General features: G+C 45.6%; 17 protein-coding genes. 2 read left to right on the top strand and 15 right to left on the bottom strand.

The features are described 5' to 3' along the window. Positions 1–95 precede the first annotated feature (95 nt). The 5 genes from C7460_RS03120 to C7460_RS03100 all read right to left on the bottom strand — a co-directional run bounded on the left by C7460_RS03120 (position 96) and on the right by C7460_RS03100 (position 6,960). Entirely contained in the window at positions 96–878 is a 783-nt protein-coding gene (locus tag C7460_RS03120) for a tRNA pseudouridine synthase A (RefSeq protein ID WP_115866620.1), read from the bottom strand. 60 nt (positions 879–938) lie between these two features. Continuing rightward, positions 939–3,179 carry a TonB-dependent receptor gene (locus tag C7460_RS03115; RefSeq protein ID WP_115866619.1) on the bottom strand — a complete coding sequence of 747 codons (2,241 nt, stop codon included), beginning with the start codon at positions 3,177–3,179 and terminating at the stop codon, positions 939–941. 137 nt (positions 3,180–3,316) lie between these two features. Next, positions 3,317–4,225: a YihY/virulence factor BrkB family protein gene (locus C7460_RS03110; protein WP_115866618.1), complete on the bottom strand. Its 909-nt coding sequence runs from the start codon at positions 4,223–4,225 to the stop codon at positions 3,317–3,319. Positions 4,226–4,345: 120 nt separating this feature from the next. Then, positions 4,346–5,659: a dihydrolipoamide acetyltransferase family protein gene (locus C7460_RS03105; protein ID WP_115866617.1), complete on the bottom strand. Its 1,314-nt coding sequence runs from the start codon at positions 5,657–5,659 to the stop codon at positions 4,346–4,348. A gap of 53 nt (positions 5,660–5,712) precedes the next feature. Further along, positions 5,713–6,960 (bottom strand): competence/damage-inducible protein A, encoded by a 1,248-nt coding sequence (locus C7460_RS03100; RefSeq protein ID WP_115866616.1) that lies wholly within the window; start codon positions 6,958–6,960, stop codon positions 5,713–5,715. Between the two features lie 86 nt (positions 6,961–7,046). Between C7460_RS03100 and C7460_RS03095 the strand changes: the two genes are divergently transcribed. Both C7460_RS03095 and C7460_RS03090 read left to right on the top strand, forming a co-directional pair. After that, positions 7,047–7,754, top strand: a complete 708-nt coding sequence (locus C7460_RS03095; protein ID WP_115866615.1) for a DUF4197 domain-containing protein — start codon at positions 7,047–7,049, stop codon at positions 7,752–7,754. A 23-nt stretch (positions 7,755–7,777) separates the two neighbouring features. Further along, entirely contained in the window at positions 7,778–8,344 is a 567-nt protein-coding gene (locus C7460_RS03090) for an EF-hand domain-containing protein (RefSeq protein ID WP_115866614.1), read from the top strand. Here C7460_RS03090 and C7460_RS03085 read toward each other — a convergent pair. The 10 genes from C7460_RS03085 to C7460_RS03040 all read right to left on the bottom strand — a co-directional run bounded on the left by C7460_RS03085 (position 8,341) and on the right by C7460_RS03040 (position 23,311). Further along, the gene (locus tag C7460_RS03085) at positions 8,341–9,369 is read right to left on the bottom strand and encodes an MBL fold metallo-hydrolase (RefSeq protein WP_115866613.1); all 1,029 of its coding nucleotides are present in this window, start codon (positions 9,367–9,369) and stop codon (positions 8,341–8,343) included. The genes C7460_RS03090 and C7460_RS03085 overlap by 4 nt on opposite strands. A gap of 58 nt (positions 9,370–9,427) precedes the next feature. Beyond that, a complete protein-coding gene (locus C7460_RS03080) occupies positions 9,428–10,597 on the bottom strand; it encodes a T9SS type A sorting domain-containing protein (RefSeq protein WP_115866612.1) in 1,170 nt (389 codons plus the stop codon). A 208-nt stretch (positions 10,598–10,805) separates the two neighbouring features. Further along, a complete protein-coding gene (locus C7460_RS03075) occupies positions 10,806–14,936 on the bottom strand; it encodes a S8 family serine peptidase (RefSeq protein ID WP_115866611.1) in 4,131 nt (1,376 codons plus the stop codon). Positions 14,937–14,940: 4 nt separating this feature from the next. Then, positions 14,941–15,738, bottom strand: coding sequence for an SDR family oxidoreductase (locus C7460_RS03070; RefSeq protein ID WP_115866610.1), 798 nt, complete (start codon positions 15,736–15,738; stop codon positions 14,941–14,943). Next, positions 15,731–16,117 (bottom strand): hypothetical protein, encoded by a 387-nt coding sequence (locus tag C7460_RS03065; RefSeq protein ID WP_115866609.1) that lies wholly within the window; start codon positions 16,115–16,117, stop codon positions 15,731–15,733. Before C7460_RS03065 ends, C7460_RS03070 begins: the two co-directional genes overlap by 8 nt. A 3-nt stretch (positions 16,118–16,120) precedes the next feature. After that, positions 16,121–16,621 carry a dihydrofolate reductase gene (locus C7460_RS03060; RefSeq protein ID WP_115866608.1) on the bottom strand — a complete coding sequence of 167 codons (501 nt, stop codon included), beginning with the start codon at positions 16,619–16,621 and terminating at the stop codon, positions 16,121–16,123. Between the two features lie 6 nt (positions 16,622–16,627). Further along, positions 16,628–17,557: a methionyl-tRNA formyltransferase gene (gene fmt / locus C7460_RS03055; RefSeq protein WP_115866607.1), complete on the bottom strand. Its 930-nt coding sequence runs from the start codon at positions 17,555–17,557 to the stop codon at positions 16,628–16,630. 119 nt (positions 17,558–17,676) lie between these two features. Continuing rightward, positions 17,677–21,615 (bottom strand): CUB domain-containing protein, encoded by a 3,939-nt coding sequence (locus C7460_RS03050; RefSeq protein ID WP_115866606.1) that lies wholly within the window; start codon positions 21,613–21,615, stop codon positions 17,677–17,679. Between the two features lie 37 nt (positions 21,616–21,652). Continuing rightward, positions 21,653–22,102, bottom strand: a complete 450-nt coding sequence (locus tag C7460_RS03045) for a hypothetical protein (protein ID WP_115866605.1) — start codon at positions 22,100–22,102, stop codon at positions 21,653–21,655. Positions 22,103–22,150: 48 nt separating this feature from the next. Then, on the bottom strand, positions 22,151–23,311 hold the full coding sequence (locus C7460_RS03040; protein WP_245986164.1) for an exo-beta-N-acetylmuramidase NamZ family protein: 1,161 nt from the start codon (positions 23,309–23,311) through the stop codon (positions 22,151–22,153). Between the last annotated feature and the right edge of the window lie 37 nt (positions 23,312–23,348).

The raw sequence follows: 23,348 nt of genomic DNA, 5'->3' as shown, positions 1-23,348 counted from the left end.
TTTATAAATCTACGTTTTGAGTAGTGTTGGTGGATGAGCTTCTCGTTCAGTCGGGCAGATCACACGGCTAGCCGGTCTATATTTCGTTAGGTGGTTTATTGGTTTTCAAACCAGATTTTATGCAGGACGAGTCCAGATGCTGGCACAGGGTGTAGGGTGGTAGGTGGTGGAGCTCCTTGCAGTGTATTTTGAAAGTCTTCTAACGTCCATTCTTCCTTTCCTACCAGGATCAACGCACCCATCATAAGCCTCACCTGGTATCGCATAAATCCAGCCGACTTTACTCTGTATATGAATGAGTTAACGCCTGATGCGCTTAGCCAACCGGAGTTGTTAGGTTCAATAGAGGATAGCAGAATTTCCCTTGTGAGGATGGTACCTTCACCTGGTTTCTTTACAAAGTGCTGGAAGTTATGCGTGCCTTCATACAGTGCAGCAGCTTCGCTCATTTTACCCAGGTTGAGGTATGTGCCAAATGCCTGTGTGAACGGCGCTGTAAAGGGGTGAGGTTTTTCGCCAAATGAAAACCCATAGCGGTATTCTTTGACTTTGGTATGTTGGATGATGTTGAAAGATGCATCCGTTTTTTGTACAGACAGGCCCCGAATGTCGGCAGGCAAGTTGTGATTAAATACCGTTAGAAAATCATCGGCAATAGGGCGCTCTACGAATAGTTCGAAAGCATAATCTTCGGCGGAAACTTTTGCGTCCGTACGCCCACACCCAAGGGTTTTGTAGGCATCGTTTTCCAGTGCATAAGCAAGGGTTTTGTCCACCATTTCATGGACACTCTTTACGTCAGGTTGCTTTTGCCAGCCATGATAGCGAAACCCCAAAAATTGAATGCGAACTATGTAAAAATGCTTCCAGCGACCCATTAATTAGCTTTTATAAATTACAAAGCTAGCAGAACTGTGCTTCCTGATTCTCCGGAAAGGTCATTTTCTAGTCATATTCCAGGTAATTCCAAGATAAAATTCCCGTCCATGGATGGGAGAGTAGGCATATGCTGTATCGAAGTTGTCGCTAAATCCAGGGTTGGCACCAGGGTCATTGAATCCTACAAGAGGAGACCATGGCTGTATGTAATCGAAGATGTTTTGAATGCCTCCATAGACTGAAAATCCGTTATTTAGTTCCTTTTGCACTTGAAGGTTGTGTATGGAAAAAGCCTCAGATAGAGTAGGTCTGGGGTTGGGTTGTGGCTCGCCTTGCTCATTGAGGTCGTACACTTCGGGTAGTGCCATAGGCCCTGTGAGCCGAGCTGTGTAAGCTACTGTAGTTTTCCAGGGGCGGTGATTGTAGTTGGCGGTAAACACTCCAGACCACCGAGGCGAAAATTCTATGGCACGCTTCCGGCCGTTTTCTGTTTCACTTACATCCTGAAAGTTCATACCCAGGTTGGCGCTCAGTGGTATGTTTAGTTGGTGTTGTATATTTATACCTATCCCTTTACTAGTGGCGTGTCCGTCACTGTTTTCATAGGTGATTTGCTCTGGCTGGTCGTAGTTTGGTGTGATTTTATTGCTAAAATACGTGTAATAAGCATCTATATCCACCATGCCTTGTCCATTCCATAGGGTGTATACGTGGTTGATATTCATGGAGTAGTTGAAGGATTCTTCAGGGTTAAGTTTTTCGGCGATCACTACTTCTCGTTGGCCGGTGACGAAGGCATGGTCTTCAGTAAACAGATTGACTATGCGAAACCCGGTACCAAAGTTGGCTCTTAATGTAGTCCATTTATCAGCTTTGAGCTTGGCATTGAGGCGTGGTGCCAATATGGGTCCATGATCTCTGTAATGATCCAGGCGTATTCCTCCCAGCAGGCTAAACCTATCTGTGAGAGCCCATTCATCCTGAGCGAAGACTCCTGGAATATATTGCCGATCAGCCCCCTCAGTGGTGGCTACGGTATTATCGTCATAAGTCTGTAGTCTATTGGTTAGTCCAGAGATCACCTGGTGGTTGCCAAAAGTGTTGTTCCAAACGAGGTTGGTAAACACGATGTTTTGCGAGGCCTGATAGTAGTCCGCACCATAATAGCTGTCCTGACTGTGGGTACTTGCCGAAAAATCGAGTTTGAGGTTTGCGATATATGGTAGTTCGTAGGTTCCAAATGCTTCAAACCTGTTGGTGTAGATGCTTTCACCGTATACCGAGCTGCTGCCGCGTAATTGACGATAGTTACGGTCGTTCAAAAATTCCTGAACCCCATTTCTGCGGTCTTCGTAATAGTATTTTGCCGAAAAGGTAAACTGCTTTCCAGATTTTCGGTGAATGTTCCATTTGCTGAAAAGCGAAATGCGATCCATATTGACATTGTCACTAAACCCATCAGCATTGCGATCATCAAAATCGTTGATATATGCGAAATTGGCACCAATAAATCCAGAGTGTTTTCCGATTTTCGGTGCGAAGGCCAGGTTTCCAAATGATTCCATGTGTGAGGTACCCATCAAGTCTATGGAGAATAGTGGCTGTCTGGAAGGGTCTTTAGTAATGATATTGATAACTCCCGCTACCGCTTCTGATCCATATAAAGTGGAGCTTGGGCCTTTTATGACTTCAAATCGATCAATGATCATGCTGGGTATGCCATTAAGTCCATATACGGAAGCGAGGTTGCCATAAATTGGAGATCCATCCATCAAGACTGCCGTATAAGGGCCAGGAAGTCCGTTTATAGAAATACTATTGGTGAAACATACCCCGCAGGCAGTTACCTCCTGTATGCCATTGACTAGAGAAATACCTTCTACCAAACTGCTGGCAGCTGTGGGGAGATAAGTGTTGAGATGTGTGGACGTCACTACATCTATTTTTACGGGTGATTGCGATACAAACGTGGGGTTCATGGTGCCGGTTACCACCACTTCATCTATTGTAAGTGTGCTTTCTTGAAGTGCTATTTCGACGGAAGTAGTGCCGGGCAAGCTCACCTTTTCTACATGAGGCTTGTAGCCAATAAAGCGAACCTCCATTTCGTAAGCCCCATTGGGTAGATTGTCGAATGCAAATTCACCTTTTTCATTGGTAATGGTGGCATGCGAGGTTTTGAGCAGCTGTACAGTAGCGCCAGGGATGGTGCCATCAGTGCCCTTAATTGTTCCTTCAATGTTGTTTTGGGCCCAAAGTATTGACGGGGTGAGGCAAATTAAAAATAGGAATTTCTTCATTGCATTCGTCTATTGTGGTCCTAATTAAATGGTTAAGTAATACAAATCTATTAATTAGGTTTAACACAAACAAAATTTAGATTAATCTAAAAATTAGCGAAAGCTAAAGTGTAGGTGAAAAGCGAATGTTTAAAGCCTTACTGGTCAGATACTTCGGTGATCTTTATGCGAACAGCATGATTTTGAGGTTGAATGTCCTTGGCATAGATTTCACCATACTGTTGGGTGATTTCGGCACCAAAATAGAAGATGATGGACGAATAGAAGAACCAGAGCAACACGATGACTATTGATCCTGCAGCACCGTAGAGATCAGCGAGTCCACTGCTGCCCAGCAATGCGCCAATGATGAACTTGCCTATGGTAAAAAGTGCGGCAGTAATCAATGCGCCAATCCAGGTGACGTGCCATTTGATTCGAGCATCTGGTAAAAACCTGTAAATAAGTGCAAAAATAAGAGTTGCTACTCCAAATGAGACGATCAAATGCAAGGACCGAATGAGAATGACCGTCGCAGTAGGAAAAGTAGCGCTTAGGTAGTCATCTAACAGGGAGATGCCGGCATCTAATAGTAAGGTAATGAGCATGATCAGCCCGATGCTTAGCAGCAGTCCAAAGGATAGCGTTCGGTCTTTTAAGGTTTGCAAGAGGTTGTTTTGAGGCTTGCTACGTACTCGCCAGATGTAGTTGATGGCGTTTTGCACTACATGAAAAAGCGTGGTGCTGATGCCTATAAAGATTCCGATTCCCACGAGACTTCTCACCAGTGATTGATCTTTTGATTTGCCTGAGCTTTCTATGAGCATCTGTATGTACTCACGGCCTTGAGGGCCAATCATCGCTTCGGTTTGCGCCAGTACTTTTTCGGTGACAAGGTTTTGGTCTATTAGCATGCCTGCCATGTTGGTCATTATGATGACGATGGGTGCCACGGCCAATAACATAAAAAATGCTGTGGTACCCGAAAGTCTAATCGGATCGTCTTTGATGTATTTAGTGATGGCTTTGCGTACCAAAAGGAGAATGGACCGATAGGAATGTTTCATGAAAATCAACGCTTTGTTGAGGTAATAATGGCTCCGCACTACATTTTGTTTTGATTTTCAGAGAAACAAAAAAGGCATTCGGAAGCCCGAATGCCTATCTTTTATTAGGGTAGTCTGATATCAGACTGTTCGTTCTTTGTCGAATCGCTCCAGGTAGTCTGCTACCCGTCTCACAAACATGCCGCCAAGTGCCCCGTCTACCACGCGGTGATCATAGCTATGCGACAGGAACATCTTATGACGGATGCCGATGAAGTCTCCCTGAGGAGTTTCTACTACAGCAGGTTTTTTCACTATAGCTCCCAATGCCATAATACCCACTTGCGGTTGCATAATGATGGGAGTCCCCATTACATTTCCAAATGACCCTACGTTAGACACCGTATACGTGCCGCCTTGCAGGTCGTCTGGCTTCAGTTTGTTTTCTCGGGCTTTTCGAGCCAACTCATTTACTTTTTGAGTAAGCCCCACGAGGTTGAGCTGGTCTGCGTCATGGATCACAGGTACAATGAGGTTTCCTGTGGGTAGAGCCACCGCCATACCTATGTTGATGTGTTTTTTACGAATGATTCGATTGCCATCTACCTGTACATTGATCATTGGGTAGTCCTTGATGGCTTTTACCACTGCCTCTATCATAATGGGCGTAAATGTCAGTATCTGGCCATCACGCTCCTTGAAGACACCCTTCATTTTGTTTCTCCATTGTACCATCTCTGATACATCCGCCTCCACAAATGAGGTAACGTGTGGTGATATTTGCTTGGATGCCAACATGCGATCAGCAATCATTTTACGCATGCGGTCCATCTCAATGATTTCGTCTTCACCACTGATGGTGGCTGGTACTCCTTCCATTTTAGGAACGGATGTCTGCGCTGTTTGGCCGTTAGTAGTAGCGGTAGATGGGGCAGTAGTCCCGCTTTTCTTTTGGTCTACATAAGCCAGGATGTCTTTTTTGGTTACTCGGCCGTCCTTGCCAGATCCTTGCAGTGCTTCTAGCTCTGCCACGGTCACACCTTCTTCCTTAGCTATATTTCTGACCAAAGGTGAAAAGAACTTGTCGCCGGATTTGGCAGGTATAGGCTCATCACTTACCGTTGATATGGCATTTTCTACCAACTGCTCAGCAGCTTTTACGGGTTCTTTTTCAGGGTCTGGAGTGGAGCTAGGCGCTTCAGTGGACGCTTCACCTGTTGTTTCTATTCGTGCTATCGGCTTGCCAACTTCTACTACATCTCCTTCTTGCGCCAGGATTTCTTTGAGTACACCAGCGTGAGATGCTGGGATATCCGTGTCTACCTTGTCAGTAGCCACTTCCAGCAGTGATTCTTCCTCTTCTATTGTATCGCCTACTTGCTTAAGCCAGGAAAGTACAGTTCCTTCCATTACACTTTCGCCCATTTTAGGCATTACCATTTCCACTAAAGCCATAGAATATTTTGTTAGATGTTCATTTTTGGGTTACACAAAGATAAATAATTCCGCTAATTGCTGAAAAAGTGAATTCTAAACATATTTAAAGCACTAAGTGCGCTTAATTTAATATTGAGTACTCTGCTCTTGGAAAAATTAAATTTTTTAGCTGTCGTTTTTTGCGAGTCAGAATATGCTATCCATACGGTACCTACAGGTTTTTCTTCGGTGCCTCCATCGGGGCCAGCAATGCCACTAATGGCCAGTCCTACTTCCGTGTTGAACTGTGCTCTTATGTTTTTTGCCATTTGCAAAACCACCTCTTCGCTCACTGCCCCATGCTGCTCCAAAGTTTGGGAATCTACACCCAACATACCTTCTTTGATCTCATTGGCATAGGAGACGAGGCTGCCTTTGAAGTAGGCAGAACTCCCGGGTATAGACGTGACCATGTGTGATAAATACCCCCCGGTGCAGCTTTCTGCAATGGCCAGAGTTTTTTCGTTTTGGATAAGTTTCTGGCCTATTACACTTTCAATTTCATCATTATCATATCCATACACATATTGCTCAATCAGGGGGAGTACCCGTTCCACCTGTTGGTTGGTTTCCGCTCGAAGTGAGTCTTTGTCATTACCCATGGTAGTGATACGCAGTTTTACCTGGCCGGGGCTGGGTAAGTATGCGAGCTTCATATGAGGGGGTAGGGCAGCCTCCCAGTCTGCTATTTTATCAGCTAGAGTGGATTCTGCTATGCCGATGGTCTTTATGATGCGGTGGTGTATCACTCCTCCTACAAATTTTTGCTTGAGCCTTGGAAGGATGATTTCGTCCATCATGGTTTTCATTTCGTAGGGCACGCCAGGCATGGAGACAAAGATGGTGTTGCGCTCGTCAAACCACATGCCGGGAGCTGTACCCATTCTATTGGTGATTTTTGTGCAGTTGGCGGGTAGTTCTGCTTGTTGGCGGTTGGCTTCTGTAAGTTCACGTCCTGCTTTTTTGAAAAATTCAGTAACATCTGCCAGTGCCGACTCGTTGAGGATACAGCTCACGTTGAAATACCTGGCCAAAAGTGGTTTGGTAAGATCATCCTTGGTGGGGCCCAGGCCTCCGGTAATGAGTACAATATCTGATCGGTCTTCGCTCTCCTGAAACGCTTTGAGAATTTCACTTTCGTCATCAGCTACAGTTATTCTTCGCTTTACTTTGATGCCGATTTCATCCATGCGGCCGCTGATCCAGTGTGCGTTGGTGTCGAGTGTTTGACCGTAAAGTAATTCGTCTCCGATGGAGATTATGTCTGCGTATGTGGGCATTATTTAAGAACTGAATTTTTACTTTTAAAATTATGGGTTATTCCCTTAGATTTAGGTAATCAACCCGCTAATAAATCTGGAAATTTATGCGACTTGTTTCTTTCATATTGGTACTGATCATGATAAGTGCCTGCACGGTGCAGCAAATTCAACAAACACTGGATGATTATCTGGATAGTGAACAGCTAACCACCGAGCAAGTAGCAGCAGGGCTAAAGCAAGCACTGGAAGTGGGCATCAGCAAAGGGGCCAATAATGCCGCTCAGCTGGATGGATATTGGAAAAATCCTGCGATTAGAATTCCTTTTCCACCGGATGTGGTAAAAGTAGAAAATAAACTCCGGGATATTGGTCTGGGAGCACAGGTGGATAAGTTTTTGAAAACGCTCAACAGAGGAGCAGAGGAGGCAGCCAAAGAAGCGAAACCGATTATTGTATCAGCGATACGATCCATGACAATCCAGGATGCCTGGAATATTTTAAAAGGCAGTGACGATGCAGCTACTCAATATTTAAAGCAAAAAACTTCAGATCAATTGAGGGCCAGGTTTAAACCTGTAATTAGCCAGGCATTGAAAAAGACCAATGCTACGAAATATTATAGTGATATTGTTGAAACTTATAACAAGATACCTTTTACGGATGATGTGGATCCTGATTTGGAGAACTATGCAACATCCCAGGCACTAGACGGACTGTTTAAGCTAGTGGCTGAGGAGGAAAAGAAGATTCGTCAGGATCCTGTGGCACGCACCACGGAGCTACTCAAAAAGGTTTTCGCCCAACAAGACTAACTTACACCCTTACTCCCAACTATATGATGACTTCCCTGCAAAAACGAAAACTAGCCCATTATTTCAATGTTCTTGATTTTGATAAAAATGGAGTGCTAGAACGTGATGACTTTATCAATATCGGTGAAAACCTGTGTGTGCTATGGGGGTTTCGTGAAGGTACCGAGGCATATACTGCTTGTTTGCATCGCTGTGAAGGTACCTGGAAGGATTTCTGTGATTTTATGGGAAAACCATATGATAGCACTGCTACCATGGAGGAGTGGCTAGAGTTTGCCGATAAGGTAATTGTCAATGGAGATGAAGAACTCTATGAACGCCATATCAATAAGCTTGCGAAAGAAATTATTGGCTTTTTTGATACCAATCAGGATGGATATATCTCGCTAAATGAATATGTGGACCTTTTTATGGCTTATAGGATTGAGATTCGCTATTCGGCAAAGGCTTTTACTAAACTGGACTTAGATCACGATGATTATATCAGCGCTGACGAGCTGCTTTCGGCCATACGGGAGTTTTTCCGTAGCGATGATGAAAATGCCAAAGGAAACTGGCTGTTTGGATTTTGGGAGTCTAATTCAAACTAATCAGCAGTCCAAACTTCCCCCTCTTCTGGTATGATGAATTCAGACTGAGGAATTTGGTGCGCTGCAAGTGAAAGAATCAAATCTTCTTCTGCTTTGCCCTGTCCCTCGTCTGCAAGGGGAAAGGTGCCAAAGTGCATGGCGATGCTCTGACGCGAACGCACATCTTGATGAACTTTAATGGCTTCTTCGGGAGAGATATGCACGGGCGACATAAACCACTGAGGCATATAGGCTCCAATGGGGATGAGCGATACGTCCATCGGGCCTTCTTTCTTGCCTATTTCTTTAAACAACGGGGCATAGCCACTATCTCCTGCAAAATAGATTTTTTTGATACCATCACTGATCACATATCCAGCCCAGAGTGTCTGGTCACGATCAAACATGCCTCTACCGCTAAAGTGCTGTGCAGGTACTGCTTTTATTTCCATTCCGATGTGGGCAGATTGCCACCAGTCGAGCTCTATGGTGTTTTCAATATTGAGCTGAGCCAAATGCTTTTTTACTCCCAGGGGCACTACGAATACCGGCGCAAATTCCTTTTGAATTCTTTTGATCGATGGGATATCCAGATGGTCATAGTGATTGTGACTAATCAATACAGCATCTATAGGGGGGAGGTCTTCGAAGCGTATGCCCGGGGGACGCATGCGCTGAGGACCTGCAAAACTTACAGGACTACAGCGCTCGCTCCATATCGGATCAGTAAGTATGTTGAGATCGTTCCACTGAATGAGAAAAGTGCTGTGATTGACAAATGTGATCCGCATTTGGTCAGAGCTGCTTACGGGTGCTTCTCCCTGTGTAGTTTCGTAGTTTTTAGCCCATGGCCCCTGGTCGCGTTTGATGATCCATTGGAGTACAGCTGCAAACCCTCTGGCTTTGGCTCCACTCTTGTTTCTAAATTGTTTGCCATCAAAATGAGGTGTGGCTGGCCCTTGATGACCTGGGGTAGAAAAACTCCAGCCAATGAGCAAAATGCCCCCTGCAAGCAGCAGGAATATCACAAAAATCCACAGAAGCATACTTCTTCGCACTATTAGGTTAACGCCACGAAGATAACCAAGTTTTTTCGAAGGGAATTTAGCGAATAACCAGGCGTTTGGTGGAAGTGATTCCGTTATTGGAAACTCTTACGATGTATACGCCAGCTTGTACTTGGTCTGTAAGTTCTATTTGGCCGTTTTCAAAACGATGGTTAACGACCTGTCCACGTGTGGAATAAACTGCGATTTGAGCGTCCATATTGAGGCCAGTAATTGAAACATGCTCATATGGAGAAATAACCGAAGGGAACATTTTCCACTCATTCTTAGCTGACTGCACGTTGAATTCAATCACTTTCGCTTCAAAAACTTCTCTGTATCCATCGTAATCGTTGCTGATCAGGCGGTAGTAGTTAATGCCTGATAGAGGCGCTTCATCAGTCCAGGTATAGGCTACAGGTTGTGAAGTGGTGCCATTGCCTGCTAGTGTGGCTATCGTTTCAAAATCCCCATCGGCGCTGGCTCGTTGAATCTCGAAATATTCAAAGTTTATTTCGGATAGTGTTGTCCATGATAGTAGAATGGTATTCTGCTGAGCTGTCAGTTCGAAACTTCCTAGTGTAATGGGTAGTGTAGAATTATCGGTACACTCACCTGATCCACATCCTGTAAATGTAGGAGAGGTGCCACCTCCAGAGTTGTCTATCCCTCCAGAGATAGTGTTGCCTGTTTCATCGGAGGTGATGGTGCCTTTATTTACAATTTCTTTTGATACACTTATAGAACTGCCATTTTGAAGGTCCAAATTAGATTGAGGTCCGAGCTCTACGGTATCATTAGTACTGGTAAAACTTCCTCCGTCCAGTGTAGTAGTTCCTTTGCCTTTGATCTCCAGTTTACCTTCTGATGTCACACTTCCACGGATGATCAGTGTGCCATTATTGGTAATGCTTCCATCCATTTGAGATATATCTCCATTGATGATCAATGTACATGAAGTACAGATGGTAATGTTACCTTCCACTGTGTTGATATTACCATCTATTGTTAGTTCTCCACCGCCTTTAATCTCAATATTGCCTTCAATAGTTCCAATATTGGACGACAGTATGCCACAGTCTCCGTTTTTGATTTCTACGCCATCTTCTACGTTGTTTTCGACTGTTCCTCCAGAGCAACCGGGAATGGAAGTAGCATGCAGCTGGGAGCCAAATGCTAGTATTAACAGCAGGGTAATCAAAGTGATATGTTGGGAAGAAGTTTTCATGTGGTGAAATCAGGTTCTAACTTTAACTTGGACAATTCTTGAGAAAAACGGTCAATAAGGCTAATACCCTACTAGGTTGACTTAAGAATTTGCGTATTACATACGTAATGGCTCTTTCTTATGGATGTAGAATAGAAACCTGTTGCTTGCTAGTTTGGAAAATGGGACGGACCTGAATATGGCGGTTCAGTGCAGTGGAAGCAATGCGCTAGTTAGTGAGGATGATTTTTTGTAGCTGGAGGGTGCCTGATGCCGGAGCGTCAAGTACAAGCAAATATACGCCTTTTTGCAATTGCGACAAATTTATTTTCGCTAAGTCGTTGATATCCCATGAGTTAATCTTTTGACCGTCTAGTGTGAATAAGGTGGCTTTGGTCGGTTCATTTACCTGGATGGTCAGCGTGTTTTGGGTGGGATTGGGGTAGATCACAGTCTGCCCGAGAGAGCTGCTCAATGGATCTTCTTGAGAGAGGTCATTGCGGACCACCAACTTCTTTTGTGCAGTGACGGAGCATCCGTGGATTGTTTTGGCAACAGCCGAAACAGTATAGTCCCCTTCCTGATCAAAAAACACTTTCGGTGAAGGGTGTGTGTCTAAAAAGATGCTGTCTAGATACCACGCAATTTGAGCTAACTCCACTCCCTGCGAGCTAAGTGTAATAGTTTGCTGCTGGGAAAGGATTAAAGTGTCGGGATCTAAAGCAATATCAAATGCAGTATCGTGTAAACCAATAGCTACCATAACAGGATCTGAAGGCAATATACTGTCCAGCCCTACTACATAAAGCAATGTGTCTGCTGCTGTCGAGGTGAGGGTCATAGTATTGCCTTTTTGTAAAAGCCGGGTGAGTGCAGCATCCGCATAAAATCCAAAAGCTGACCCACCTTCGGGGACAATGGTCACTGAGTCTTCCGGACATACATCGATGGAGGCAGGTAGTGTCGGAGTAGGGGACTTCCGGAAGTTGATGGTGCGCTGTAAGGTGTCGCTACAGCCGGTCTTATTGCTAGCTATCAGTTGTATCTGGAATGGGTCGGGAGTAGCCTCTATGATGAGCGTATCTTTATGGTGTGTGTTGCCTTCCAAAACCCACGTTGAGTTGGTTGCATTGGTAGCAGTAGCTATAAAGAGGGCCTCATGAGCTGTAGAGTTGGGGTTGGGTAGATAGGTGAAGGATGCTTTTATGGTAGTGATATTCAGGGAGACCTCCTGTTTTAAACTCTCATAACCGTTTTGGAGGTTAGTAAAATAAAGCACCGTATCACTGCTCAGTGGACCTACTGTTAGCTCGGCTCCGGATATTATCGGGTTCGTTTGTTGTAAATCCGTGTACAGAGCGATATGATCGGTGTTGCTGGCGACTATTGTCACCTCTTCTCCAGCACATACGCTAGGAGCCTCGATCACCGGTTTGGCAGGGCGGTTGGCCACGTGGAGGGTTTTGCTCAATGTACCAGTACAACCTTGATCGTTGGTCACTGTAAGCGTAATGCTGTAGGTGCCCGGCTCGGAGTAATTTACTGCAGGGTTTTGAATACTCGATTGAATGCCATTGCCAAAGTCCCACGTCCAGGTATTGGCCTCAAAACTTAAGTCTGTGAATTGAACGCGATTCACATCATGGTCTAAGTACAAAGTATCTGTGGATATTTTGAAATCAGCTACATCATCTACGAGCTGAACAACTAGCTTTTGAACTTCCGTTGGGTAGTTGTCTATGTTTACGGCGTAAAACACGGTATCACTAGTGATCTCGCCGGTGTGGAGTGTGTCATTTTCTTCTAAAAAATGCTCACGGTTAGGATCCGAGTAAAACCGGAAGAGGTCACCTGAAGCAGGGTCTATCTCTAAAGATGCACCCGAACAACTCGTAAAATATTCTAAAACAGGTGGAGACTGCCGAAAGGTAGAATAGGCATTTCTGGCGTTATCTAGCTGCGTTTTTAGGTCCGAAGGTGATTTTCCAATGGCGACCAGAAAAGTCATTTTTACATCTGTAGCTGGTGCGAGTGATACAGTAGGGCTGGCCAGGAGTGCTGCTACATCATTTCCAGCGTCTGATCCGGCACTGTCGAATTGTGTTTGGTAGGTGAGCGAGTGTTTTATACTATCGTTGAAAAACGCCACGTCAGGGTTGCTGCCTCCCAGGTCCAATGCCTGATAAGCTCCAGGGGTAGTTTGAAAATACTCCATACCAGCAAAAAGGGAGCTGTCACTGGTAAGTCCAATTAGCCGATGGGTGGTGCTGTCAAAATAGCAATGGTTGAGGTTGGTATTTTTTAGTCTCCAGTCCATGTATAGTGCTCCGCGAAGGCTGTCTATGGTAGATTCACCAGTATTGATCACCCTGTATTCATAAATTAAGTAGCTGCTAGCATCATTGATGATGGTGCGCTGGTCTACTGTGATGCCAATTGCTGCTGCAGAAGAGTCATCTGAAAATGTACTAATAGCCAAATGGTCTGCTGATTCCCGAGCAGTAAGTTTTATTGGGTTGATCGCAATAAAATCTCTATCTCTACTGGTAGAGGGGCCTGGTAAGTTGTCAGATACATGTTGTCCATCTGTTGAGAACAGTACTCCCATATTTGCTGCAACAATGTGATTTTCGTAGATCATGCCATTCCCTTCAGAAAACCCTTCATTGACATACCCGATGTTTCCATCACTGGTTAGGGATACGCTTACTTCGCCGTTTGATAACTCCACCAAATCGGAGTTGGTAGTGAGTTCAAAATAATGGGAATCACTATAGTTACCGTCCTGAATCTCCATTTTGACCGTAATGGAATGACGGCTTGGTGTGTTTTCTGCTAGAGCAAAGAGCTTTTCGGTAATAAATTGCTCACCAAGCATTTCCATATTTCCAATGGTTATTTCATCCTTAATGAAGGATACGTATTCTGAGCTCGAGCTAAATCGCAGCCTAAGGTCAGAAGTTGGCATGAGGTAGTTGGTAAGCTTAAAAGCAAAAGTGATAGAGTCTCCATAAAAAGCATTCGGGCCACTGCCATTGGAATATGAGAAGTCTGAAACCCGAACAGCCTTTACAGAGTCGGCTGATAACGCCTGAAACATGTCTAGTCGTCCATAGCCCAGCATGCCTTCAAAATCAGCATTAGGCGTGACATCATACACTGGGTGGGAAGTAGATCGGATGCGTTCCATCACCTGCAGGGCATTCAGCTCTGGATAGATATGTCTCACCAGTGCAGCCGCACCTGCTACCATTGGAGCACTATAGCTGGTGCCCTGGTCGGTAGCATATCCATTGTCTTTAAACGTGGAGTAGATATTGCTGCCAGGTGCCATGAGGTCTACGTCATAATTGTAGCTGGTAAATCCGGCTTTGCTGTCATCGTTATTGCTGGCCGCTACGGAGAGCACGTGATCGTAGCTGGCGGGGTAGAAGCGGTTGTTGCCCGGAGTATTGCCTGCTGCGGCCACTATTACCACGTCTTTTTCTACTGCCGCGTAGGTGATAATGTCCTGTGCAGCCTGATTGTAAGAGTCCATGGAGCCCCAGGATAAGTTGATGACGTCATAGCCCAGATCTGCGGCATAGACGATGGCTTCATAGCTTCCTCCCGAAAAGTTGTCCGCAGAGCGGAATATTTTCAAAGCGGCAATTTTGGAATGGAATCCCACGCCTGCAATTCCGATTTCATTGTCCGTTTCGGCTGCAGCTACACCGCCTACACGATTGCCATGAAAGCTTTTGTCTGCCTGTGGGTCATTGTCTTCATCGGCAAAGTCATATCCACGATAGTCATCAATGTAGCCATTGTTGTCATCATCTATGCCATTGATAGGGTCCGCTTCATTGAGGATGATTTTGTCATCGATATCTTCATGTGTGAAGTCGATGCCCGAATCTATGATGCCAATCACAATGGTACTGTCACCACGAGAAATGTTCCACGCATCATAGGCATTGATGATCTCCAGATAATCCTGATCTCCATTGCCGGCAGATGGGTCATTGGGGATATAGAGCTGCTTTTCTTGAAAAACAGGTTCCGCATAAATTACATTGCCATAAGCCTCCAGCTCGTTACAGAAAGCTAATATGTCTTTCTGTTTGCTCACTTCTATTTTGTACAGTCCGTCGAGTACCGATGAGCTTTGTCGCAAAGTAGTGCTGCGCTTTCTAAGAGGCGTATAGTTCAGGATTTCCTGATCAGAAAGACTAAATGTAGGAGCAGACCTACGACTACTACTAGTGCTTTCAGTAGGTGCTAGCTTTACATAAGCTACTCCCGCTACGGGATTTGCTTTTTGGCCAAACAGACCTAAACCAACCAGGCATAGGACGATATATAGCGATAGACTTTTCAAACGATTAGGTCACAGCGGCTTTACGTATTACTTTGGAAAAGAGCCTGGGCAAGAATCGTTTGAGGTAGATGCCTGCCACTTCTTTTACCCCTCCAATGTAGACTTCTTCTTTGTTCTTTTCAATGGCTTGAATGATTTTTTTGGCACATGCTTCAGGAGAAAGGCCCTGATCCTGAGCATCGTCCATTTTGTTTTGTTGGCTGCCATCGCCCATCAAGGCATTCAGGCTGATTTGAGTGCGAACGTAGCCCGGAAGGATTATGCTTACTCGAAGGCCATCATCGTGGTGTTCGGCGCGAAGCGCATCATAAAAACCATGCAGTGCGTGTTTGGAGGCTGCATACGATGATCTGAGTGGTGTGCTGATGATTCCTGTGGCGGATGTGATTACGACTTGATGGCCAAACTTTCTATTTACCATGCCCGGCAACAACGCCTTGGTGAGTGCAATGGTGCCAAAGTAGTTGACTTCCATGATTTTGCGGTCTACTTCCAGCTGGGTGTTGATTACCTTGTCACGCTGGCTGATTCCTCCACAGTTGATCAGGATATCTACCTGTCCAAAGAGCGATTCTGCCTCTTTGGCTTTTTGCCCTATGGCAAAACTGTCACTCAGGTCCAGCGAAAGTATGCGGATATTTTCCTGATTCGCACAGTTGCCTTTTACCCGCTCAAGCTCTTCCTTTCGTCTTGCTGACAAGATCAATCTGGCGCCTTTGGCTGCCAGCTCATAGGCTAGTGCCTCGCCTATACCAGAAGAGGCACCGGTGATCATTACCACATTGTTGCTAATCTTAGTCATTGTTCTTTTTTGCATTTTGTACTTCTACAAACACCCAGATCGTATAGATGCCCAATCCCGTACCAAGTGGCACATTGATCAGGGACAGACAGCCAGAAGCCATGAGCCAGTTGAGGCCCCATTTTTTACCATTGAGCAGGGCAAATCCACCTATCACTGAAGGCAGAGGAATCAAAAAGAGTAAAATGAAAAATAAAGCCCTAACAAAGTTGATTGCCAGTTCGGTGATCATAGCTGCATCGGCATCTGCCTCGGCTATCTCGGCCATGATGAACGGCAGGAAAGTGTTGACTAGCAGTGCTCCCAAAAGGAATAATAAAATGTGGAGGCTTCCGTACACAATGTGCAGGATGCTGAGGAGGCGTTTGTGAGTGTCCATGGCTTACTTTTTCTTGTATATTACGAAATCAAAAGCAAATTGGTGACGATCGTCCGCCGGGTGATGCTTTCGTGAGACCTCCTGCCATTGCCTTTTGTCAAACTCTGGAAAGATAGTGTCGCCGTTGAAGGTAGCATCTATTTCGGTGAGGTAAATGATTTCTGCCACATCCAGGCCCAGTTTGTAGATCTCACCACCTCCTATGATAAAGGCTTCTGGTTCCCCATTCTTTTTGGCTATTTCCAGTGCTTCCTCCAGGCTGTTGACTACTTCGGCTCCCGGAGCATCGTAACTGTCGTTTCTCGTGATCACGATGTTTGGGCGATTCGGTAGGGGCTTAAATCGAGGCGGTAGTGATTCAAAATTTTTACGCCCCATGATCACGTGGTGGCCTTCCGTAGTGTCTTTAAAGTATTTGAAATCGTCAGGCAGGTGCCAGGGGATGTCATTGTCTTTCCCGATGGTGCGGTTGATTCCCATGGCCGCTATCATAGATATTTTCATAATCGATTAGCTATTTTTTAGTTGATAACCGCGGAGGAAGTCTTCGGTTTTCATTCTTTTCTTTCCCTGTAGCTGAACCTCGGTTAGGCGCAGTGCACCATCGGCGGTTTTTACATCAAGAAAGGACTTTCCATCAGTCTCAAACGTACCTGGTACACTGGAATAGTTGGCGGTAGATTTTACTGCTCCATAAATTTTGAAGGTTAGTTCATCCAATGTTGTCCAGGCAGCAGGGTAGGGACTCAGGCCACGAGTGAAATTTCGGATGGTCTCAGTATCCTGACTCCAATTGATTTCGCAATCTTCCCGGAAAATCTTGGGCGCATGTTTTTCTTTTTCTGGCAGTATTTGAGGTTTTAGATCTACCTCTCCTTTACTGATAGCTTCCACTGATTTTACGATCAAGTCAGCGCCTTTGTGCATGAGCCTTTCGTAAAGGCTGCCGACCGTATCATCTGGGTGGATCGGTTCTTTTTCCTGAAAGAGGATGTTTCCCGTATCGATTTCATGCTTGAGCTTAAAGGTGGTCACGCCGGTTTCCTTTTCGCCATTGATGATGGCCCAGTTGATCGGTGCGGCACCTCGGTAGTCGGGGAGGAGTGAAGCATGGAGGTTGTATGAGCCCAAAGGCGGCATGTTCCAAACCGCTTCAGGTAGCATACGGAACGCCACGACTATCTGGAGGTCTGCCTCATAGCTTTTTAACTCTTCCAAAAACTCAGGAGCCTTAAGGTTGGTAGGCTGAAGTATAGGCAGGTCTTGTGACACGGCATAGTCTTTTACTGGAGAGGTGCCCAGTTTTTTGCCACGACCCTTGGGCTTATCCGGTGCGGTGATCACCGCCACAACCTGATAGCCATTTTCTACTAGTTTTTGTAGCCCGGGTACAGCAAACTCCGGGGTACCCATAAAGATGATTCTGAGTTTTTTGTCCATTGGGGCAAAACTAGTGCTTTAGGATTATTTCAAAAGCAATGTATTCTTCGGAAGAGTGAAAATCCCTCCGGCTATCACCTAATGAGGCTGATAGCCGGAGAAATAGTGCTATTCTATGGTTAGTGTTTCACGATTTTTACCTGATGGTTTCCGTAGTTGTTGGAAAGGCTGAGTAGGTATACCCCCGAGGGCAAACCTGCCATTCCAAGCTGGTATTTACTCGAGAAAATACCACTACTAATTTTCTTACCACTTACGTCTCGCAACTCAAAATGAGTAGGCTCCGGTCCCGGTGTTCGGATGTTGAGGTAGTTGTTTGCCGGGTTGGGGTATAGAGTGATTTCTTTCCAGTAGTTGTTTCCTAATACTATGAGGTCCAGGGCAATGACCGATTCGTTGTTGCCTTCAGATTCTTCTTCGATGAGGTTTTCTTCATCAGCAACAGCAATAACAAAATACGCTCCAGGTTCCAGGCTCTGGGTTAGCGAGATGTTTGCAGAAAGTATTTGGTCTGTTTTGGAAGCCAGTGCAGTGCTGTTGAATGCATGCAGCTGGGTATCACTACTAGAAACCACATTGTCTTTGGATAAGTAAAGCGTGATAGTTGCGGCTTCATCCAGGTCAGCAAACCCATCGTTAGTGACTTTTACAGAAACGGCAAGTTCGTCTAAAACTTGCTCAGCACTGAGGATTTCCGCCATAAGGTCGGGTTTATAAACTTCTGTTTCGTAGGCGAGTGTCCATCCATCACTACGCTCGGTATTGTTGGTGATAAATTCTACTACCACTTCTGCAGCATCTACGGTGATGTCTGAAGGCAGCGCGGTGCCACTTAGTTCAGCTATTGGAGTGTTAAGGTTGTTGCCATCGTAGATGTTTACAAAATCCGCGGATTTTTCCGTGTCAAATTCGCTAAATGAAAGAGTGATAGATCGGGCATTTTTGGGTGCTATGGACCAGGAGCAGTTTCGATTGTTGAGGTACATAGCTGAGCCACTGCCATCAGTGATGGTGCCCTCTAGCTCTGTCAGTGTATTGTCGCCCGTGCAAGATTGCTGCACATAGAAGGTTTTCGAAGTTGTATTGTCCTTTTCATTGGTCTCTTCGATATCTTCATCCACATCTAGTGTTACCGAGATGGTATGTTCTCCTTCGCTCAGCTGTCCCAACGAAAAGTCGTAGCTGTACCAGATGGCATTGGTATTGATCTGCTCGTCCCAACTTTCAGTGCCTACCACTTCATCATCTAATTGAATCTCTACATTGAAAGCTGCGCTCAAATCACTAACTCCTGAATTGATTAGGGCGTAGGCCAATAACGCATCATCGTTGATAGATAAATCTACATTGGTGCCAAATGCCTCTGCTTCCGTATATAGTGTGATCTCATCGTCCCATCCTTGAGGTACTACAGCTGCCAGGTTGGGTACGTTAGTGTCTGGGGTTGCAGTGATCATAGCAGTGACAGTTTTGGTGTCTGTACCACCACTTTGATTACTTACTTGTAGGGTTACATCAAACTGACCCGGGTCCTGGTATGTCACTACAGGGTTTTGCTCGGAAGAGGTTTCGGGCGTGCCTCCTTCAAAGGTCCAGGACCAGGAAGTAGGACTTCCTGTAGACATGTCTGTAAAGGTTACCTGATCTCCAGAGAAGACTGATGTAGAAGATGCCGTGAAGCTGGCAGTAAGTGATTCTTCAGTGGAAAAGCCGGAGCTGGAAAATAGCCCTCGGCCATGGGTAGCGGCTATGACCTCATGATCTGACGACCGTATTTGTAGCATGTCTACCCTTACATTAGCGAGTCCTTCATTAGAAGGTAACCAGTTAGGGGCAGTAGTGTCGAAGTTGGTAGACCGCCAAATACCCAGCTCAGTAGCGAGTATCACTTCATCGTAGTTGTTGGGGTTGTACAGCGCCCAGCGAATAGGCATGTCTGGCAGGTCTCCTTCCTTACTGCTCCAGGAGTTGCCTCCGTCTTTGGATTCATACAGAGAATTGACACCATAGTTGGAAAAAACCACCAGAAGGTGCTCTTCTGATTGTCCCATAGCTATACAGTTGATATAACCGTCGGGAAAGTTATTGCCCGTGATGTTGGTCGTAGTTGCATTCTCATCCGCGTGGGTGATCTTGTAAAGACTACCTGCCCCGGTACCTACGAACAGGGTGGTGCTAGTGGTGGTGTAAGGTGACACGGTGAGGGCAGAGGCCATGTCAGACATGTTCGCTGCCAGGTCATTTCTGGATACATTACCTGTTTTGATACCCGTAAAGCGGCCAACTTTAGAGCTGCTTACCGCCGTGTAGAGTATGCCCTGATGGCTGTCATATGCTGCAGGGTTGATAAATCGACCGCTGTTTTCATCGTAGACAAATTCGTTAAAAGTGGCTCCACCATTTGTGGAGAGGTAGTAGGCGTTCTGAACGTAGGAGGTGATTTGAATGTCTCCATTGGTTTGGTCGATGAAGCAATAGGCACCATCACCACCCGTAGGCTCGGTGGTATTTCCAAATCCCGGTAAGGTGAATTTTTGCGTGCCATTATCTTGTGATCCGGCTAGAAAATAATCTTTTCCAGCTTCAGGGTGAATAGCTGCCGCATAAAACTGGGTGACGTTATAGTTTTTATTTCTGTTGGTAAATGATGGAGTAGAGCCTGTCATGTTTGTGCTCAGGTCTATACCGCCATCATGGCCAAAGAGGACATCTGTGGAGGAGCCAGGTTTAAAAACGACAGCATGCTGATCGGCGTGTACGTATGGAAAACCAAAGCCTCCATACCAATGGGACAGTTGAGTCCAGCTGGCTCCGGCATCTGTGCTTTTAAACAAATCGATACCTCCAACGATGAGGGTGTTGGCATCATTTGGGTCTACTGCCGCTATCAGATCATACCAGGCCTGCCCTCGGGAGAAATCATCCGCGGCAATGTCATCGTCTGCGTCAATTGGTTTAGAAACTGCCTGCCAGGTGTCGCCACCATCGGTGGATTTTATGATTTCTTTCACCTGACCGCTACCCTCTACCAGTGCATAAACGGTGTTGGCATCAGAGGGTGCACATGCTAATTCCATTCGTGAGGCATTGCTCCTTTGGGTTTTGATTTCCCAGTTCTGTCCATCGGTAGAGTACAGGATGGTGCCACCTCCACCATTGAAAGAGTTTTCGATAGAGCCTACCCATAAGTTGTTGTTAGCATCTAGTTCAATGTCTGAGGCAGAGTAAGCAATATAACCATTCGCTATAGGTAGTACTTGTGATACTGTAAGTCCGCCATCAGTGGACCTGAGCAGCCCATCGAGCGCATCGTGCCACTTTCCTTGGTAGTAATAGTCACGACATCCAAAGTAAAGGACGCTTGAGCCGTTTTCATTTCTTACTACCAGGTCAAGCACAAAGTAATAGTTGGCTGTAGCACTGAGCTGCTTCCATGTCTGTCCTGCATCGGTGGACTTCCATATGCCGGCCCCACGGCTGGCACCGGCGTATCCCTCTCCAGTGCCTACATAGAAGGTTTTGGGGTCGTTTGGGTCAGCTGCTATACAAGTGATGGCCAGGTTGCCCCAAAAATCATCTACCTTTTGCCATCCTTCATTTACGTCATAAATGTCAGTGTTGTACCAAAGCCCACCAGAGACTCCTCCGGCCCATACTTTTTTACCTGATGCATCATTGGGGTCCCACATGATGGCGCGAGTACGTCCACCTACCTTGCTGGGGCCTCTCTCTATCCATGGGTGTTCGCTGCTACCCGTTCTGGCTTTCGCCTGTGCATCAAAATGCTTCTTTATTTGTGCTCGGGCTTCATAAAGTCTTTCGGGAGCTGGGCGTTTTAGCGCTGGGTCCAGCGTCATCAGGAAGTTTTGTTCCCATGCCAAATCCGGGCGATCCCGCTTGGGTATATTGTTTACTTCGGCTACCGATCTATTGTTGGGATGAAACTCGTGATTGGTAATAAAGTCAGCAAACGACCTGTCATGGTCATGGGTAGTAAATACAAAATAGCCCAGCAGCACAGTGCCGAGGGCCAGAGTAGTCATTAGGCGGCGTTTCATATGTGAGTTTTTGATTCTATAAAGGTAGCATGCTGTGCTACTTGTAATTTTTACTATCTGTTTTTTCAAAATTGGTGACCTCTATGGTCACGGATTTATCATTGAATAGGAGCTCTATTTGTCCAGATTTTGGATTTTCTGTTCGGTAATTAGGGGTGGGGTTATTGATCATTGGCTGGTCTTTGCTTCGCTGATTGGCAGAGCGGTTCTCGGATAGGAATACCGTAAGTACATTTTCGGCTTTTGATACCTTATCTACTGGGATTGTATTGCCATCGATCGTTGCAGAAAGCACTTCGTAGGATGCTCCATCCGGGATTTCAAAACTGATTTCATAATTGGTGCCACCCACACCAGCTATGCCTCCTGTCCAGTTGTACCAGATGGCCTTTTGCAGGGCCGCTTGTTCATTGCCGGATTTAGTTGTTTTGCAGGAGAAAGCTAGTAAGGAAGTAAGCGCCATTGCGCACATTAGGATGTTTTTCATTCGTTGTTTATTTGAGGTATATAAATTGGATTTTCAAATTAGGAAGAATCACTTGCTTTCCAATGGATAGAGCAGGTAATTACGTCGCATCACGTTGTAAGCAGAGAGGTCTTCTTGCCAGGTAGCTCTAATTTCATCTTCTGACATACCTGCAGCTATTTGCTTTTGGAGCTGATCAGTACCGGCCAGTTTTGGAAAGTAGGCATTGAAGTATTCAATTTCTTTAGCACTAAGGGTTTGGTGAAAATCGAGGATGTATTTCAAGGTGAAAGCATAAGTAGGGGCAGTGCTTGTAAGGTCAACTCCAAAACACTTTTGACCTTCCAGCGGAGGGTATTTGCTGCCAGCGTTAGGTGTAGGGGTGAATGTAAATGACGTGCTATCATATGCCGGATGTCCTATCACCTGAAAAGGCCAATCAGTGCCACGACCAATGGACACCACCGTGCCTTCGAAGAGTGCTAAGGAAGGATATAGTGCAATGCTGAGGTCATTGGGTAGGTTGGGCGAGGGCCGTACTGGTAAAGAATAAGGCTGATCATGACTCCAATTAGTGACCGGGATTACTTCAAGATTGCAAGCCAGACCGGATTCCAGCCAGCCTTCGCCATTGATCATCTGAGCCAGCTCCCCCAAGGTGAGCCCATGCACAAGTGGAATGGGATGTAGACCTACGAAGGATTTAAATTGTTCATCAAGCATGGGACCATCCACATAGCTGCCGTTGGGATTGGGGCGGTCCAGTACAATCACGGGTACGTCCAGTCGAGCACAGGCATCCATTAGATAGGTCATGGTGCTGGCATAGGTATAAAAGCGAACCCCTACATCCTGAATGTCCACAATCAGTACATCCAGGTCTGAGATTTGCTCATCGGTTGGCTTGCGGTTTTTTCCGTAAAGGGAAGCCAGTTCAAATTTGTCAGATTGTTCGTTATCGATTTTTTCACCGTCTGGTTTATTGCCTTTAAAGCCATGCTCTGGACTAAAAACGCGTTTGATGTTGACTCCAAGAGCAAGCAAGCTGTCGGTGAGGTGCGTTTCACCTATTAGCGATGTGTGGTTGACAAATAGCCCCACTTGCCGATCCTTCAGTTGAGGAAGGTAGCGGTCCATTTGATCTGCTCCGGTGAGCAATTGATTGGTGGGTTTTTGAGAGTTGCAGCCGATGATCAGCAGCAAAAAGATTAAGTTTAAAAAGTGTCTCACGATATATATGATTTAATATTGCGCTGATCAAAAATAA

The organism is Marinoscillum furvescens DSM 4134, from assembly GCF_003386095.1.
In the GTDB taxonomy this organism is placed as follows: domain Bacteria; phylum Bacteroidota; class Bacteroidia; order Cytophagales; family Cyclobacteriaceae; genus Marinoscillum; species Marinoscillum furvescens.
Note: the sequence above shows the minus strand (reverse complement) of the source record. Positions and strands in the feature narration are given on the sequence as shown.

Excerpts from the sequence above, each read along its gene's own strand:
- C7460_RS03120 (WP_115866620.1), bottom strand. The coding sequence starts at position 878 with ATGGGTCGCTGGAAGCATTTTTACATAGTTCGCATTCAATTTTTGGGG.
- C7460_RS03115 (WP_115866619.1), bottom strand. The coding sequence starts at position 3,179 with ATGAAGAAATTCCTATTTTTAATTTGCCTCACCCCGTCAATACTTTGG.
- C7460_RS03110 (WP_115866618.1), bottom strand. The coding sequence starts at position 4,225 with ATGAAACATTCCTATCGGTCCATTCTCCTTTTGGTACGCAAAGCCATC.
- C7460_RS03105 (WP_115866617.1), bottom strand. The coding sequence starts at position 5,659 with ATGGCTTTAGTGGAAATGGTAATGCCTAAAATGGGCGAAAGTGTAATG.
- C7460_RS03100 (WP_115866616.1), bottom strand. The coding sequence starts at position 6,960 with ATGCCCACATACGCAGACATAATCTCCATCGGAGACGAATTACTTTAC.
- C7460_RS03095 (WP_115866615.1), top strand. The coding sequence starts at position 7,047 with ATGCGACTTGTTTCTTTCATATTGGTACTGATCATGATAAGTGCCTGC.
- C7460_RS03090 (WP_115866614.1), top strand. The coding sequence starts at position 7,778 with ATGATGACTTCCCTGCAAAAACGAAAACTAGCCCATTATTTCAATGTT.
- C7460_RS03085 (WP_115866613.1), bottom strand. The coding sequence starts at position 9,369 with ATGCTTCTGTGGATTTTTGTGATATTCCTGCTGCTTGCAGGGGGCATT.
- C7460_RS03080 (WP_115866612.1), bottom strand. The coding sequence starts at position 10,597 with ATGAAAACTTCTTCCCAACATATCACTTTGATTACCCTGCTGTTAATA.
- C7460_RS03070 (WP_115866610.1), bottom strand. The coding sequence starts at position 15,738 with ATGACTAAGATTAGCAACAATGTGGTAATGATCACCGGTGCCTCTTCT.
- C7460_RS03065 (WP_115866609.1), bottom strand. The coding sequence starts at position 16,117 with ATGGACACTCACAAACGCCTCCTCAGCATCCTGCACATTGTGTACGGA.
- C7460_RS03060 (WP_115866608.1), bottom strand. The coding sequence starts at position 16,621 with ATGAAAATATCTATGATAGCGGCCATGGGAATCAACCGCACCATCGGG.
- fmt (WP_115866607.1), bottom strand. The coding sequence starts at position 17,557 with ATGGACAAAAAACTCAGAATCATCTTTATGGGTACCCCGGAGTTTGCT.
- C7460_RS03050 (WP_115866606.1), bottom strand. The coding sequence starts at position 21,615 with ATGAAACGCCGCCTAATGACTACTCTGGCCCTCGGCACTGTGCTGCTG.
- C7460_RS03045 (WP_115866605.1), bottom strand. The coding sequence starts at position 22,102 with ATGAAAAACATCCTAATGTGCGCAATGGCGCTTACTTCCTTACTAGCT.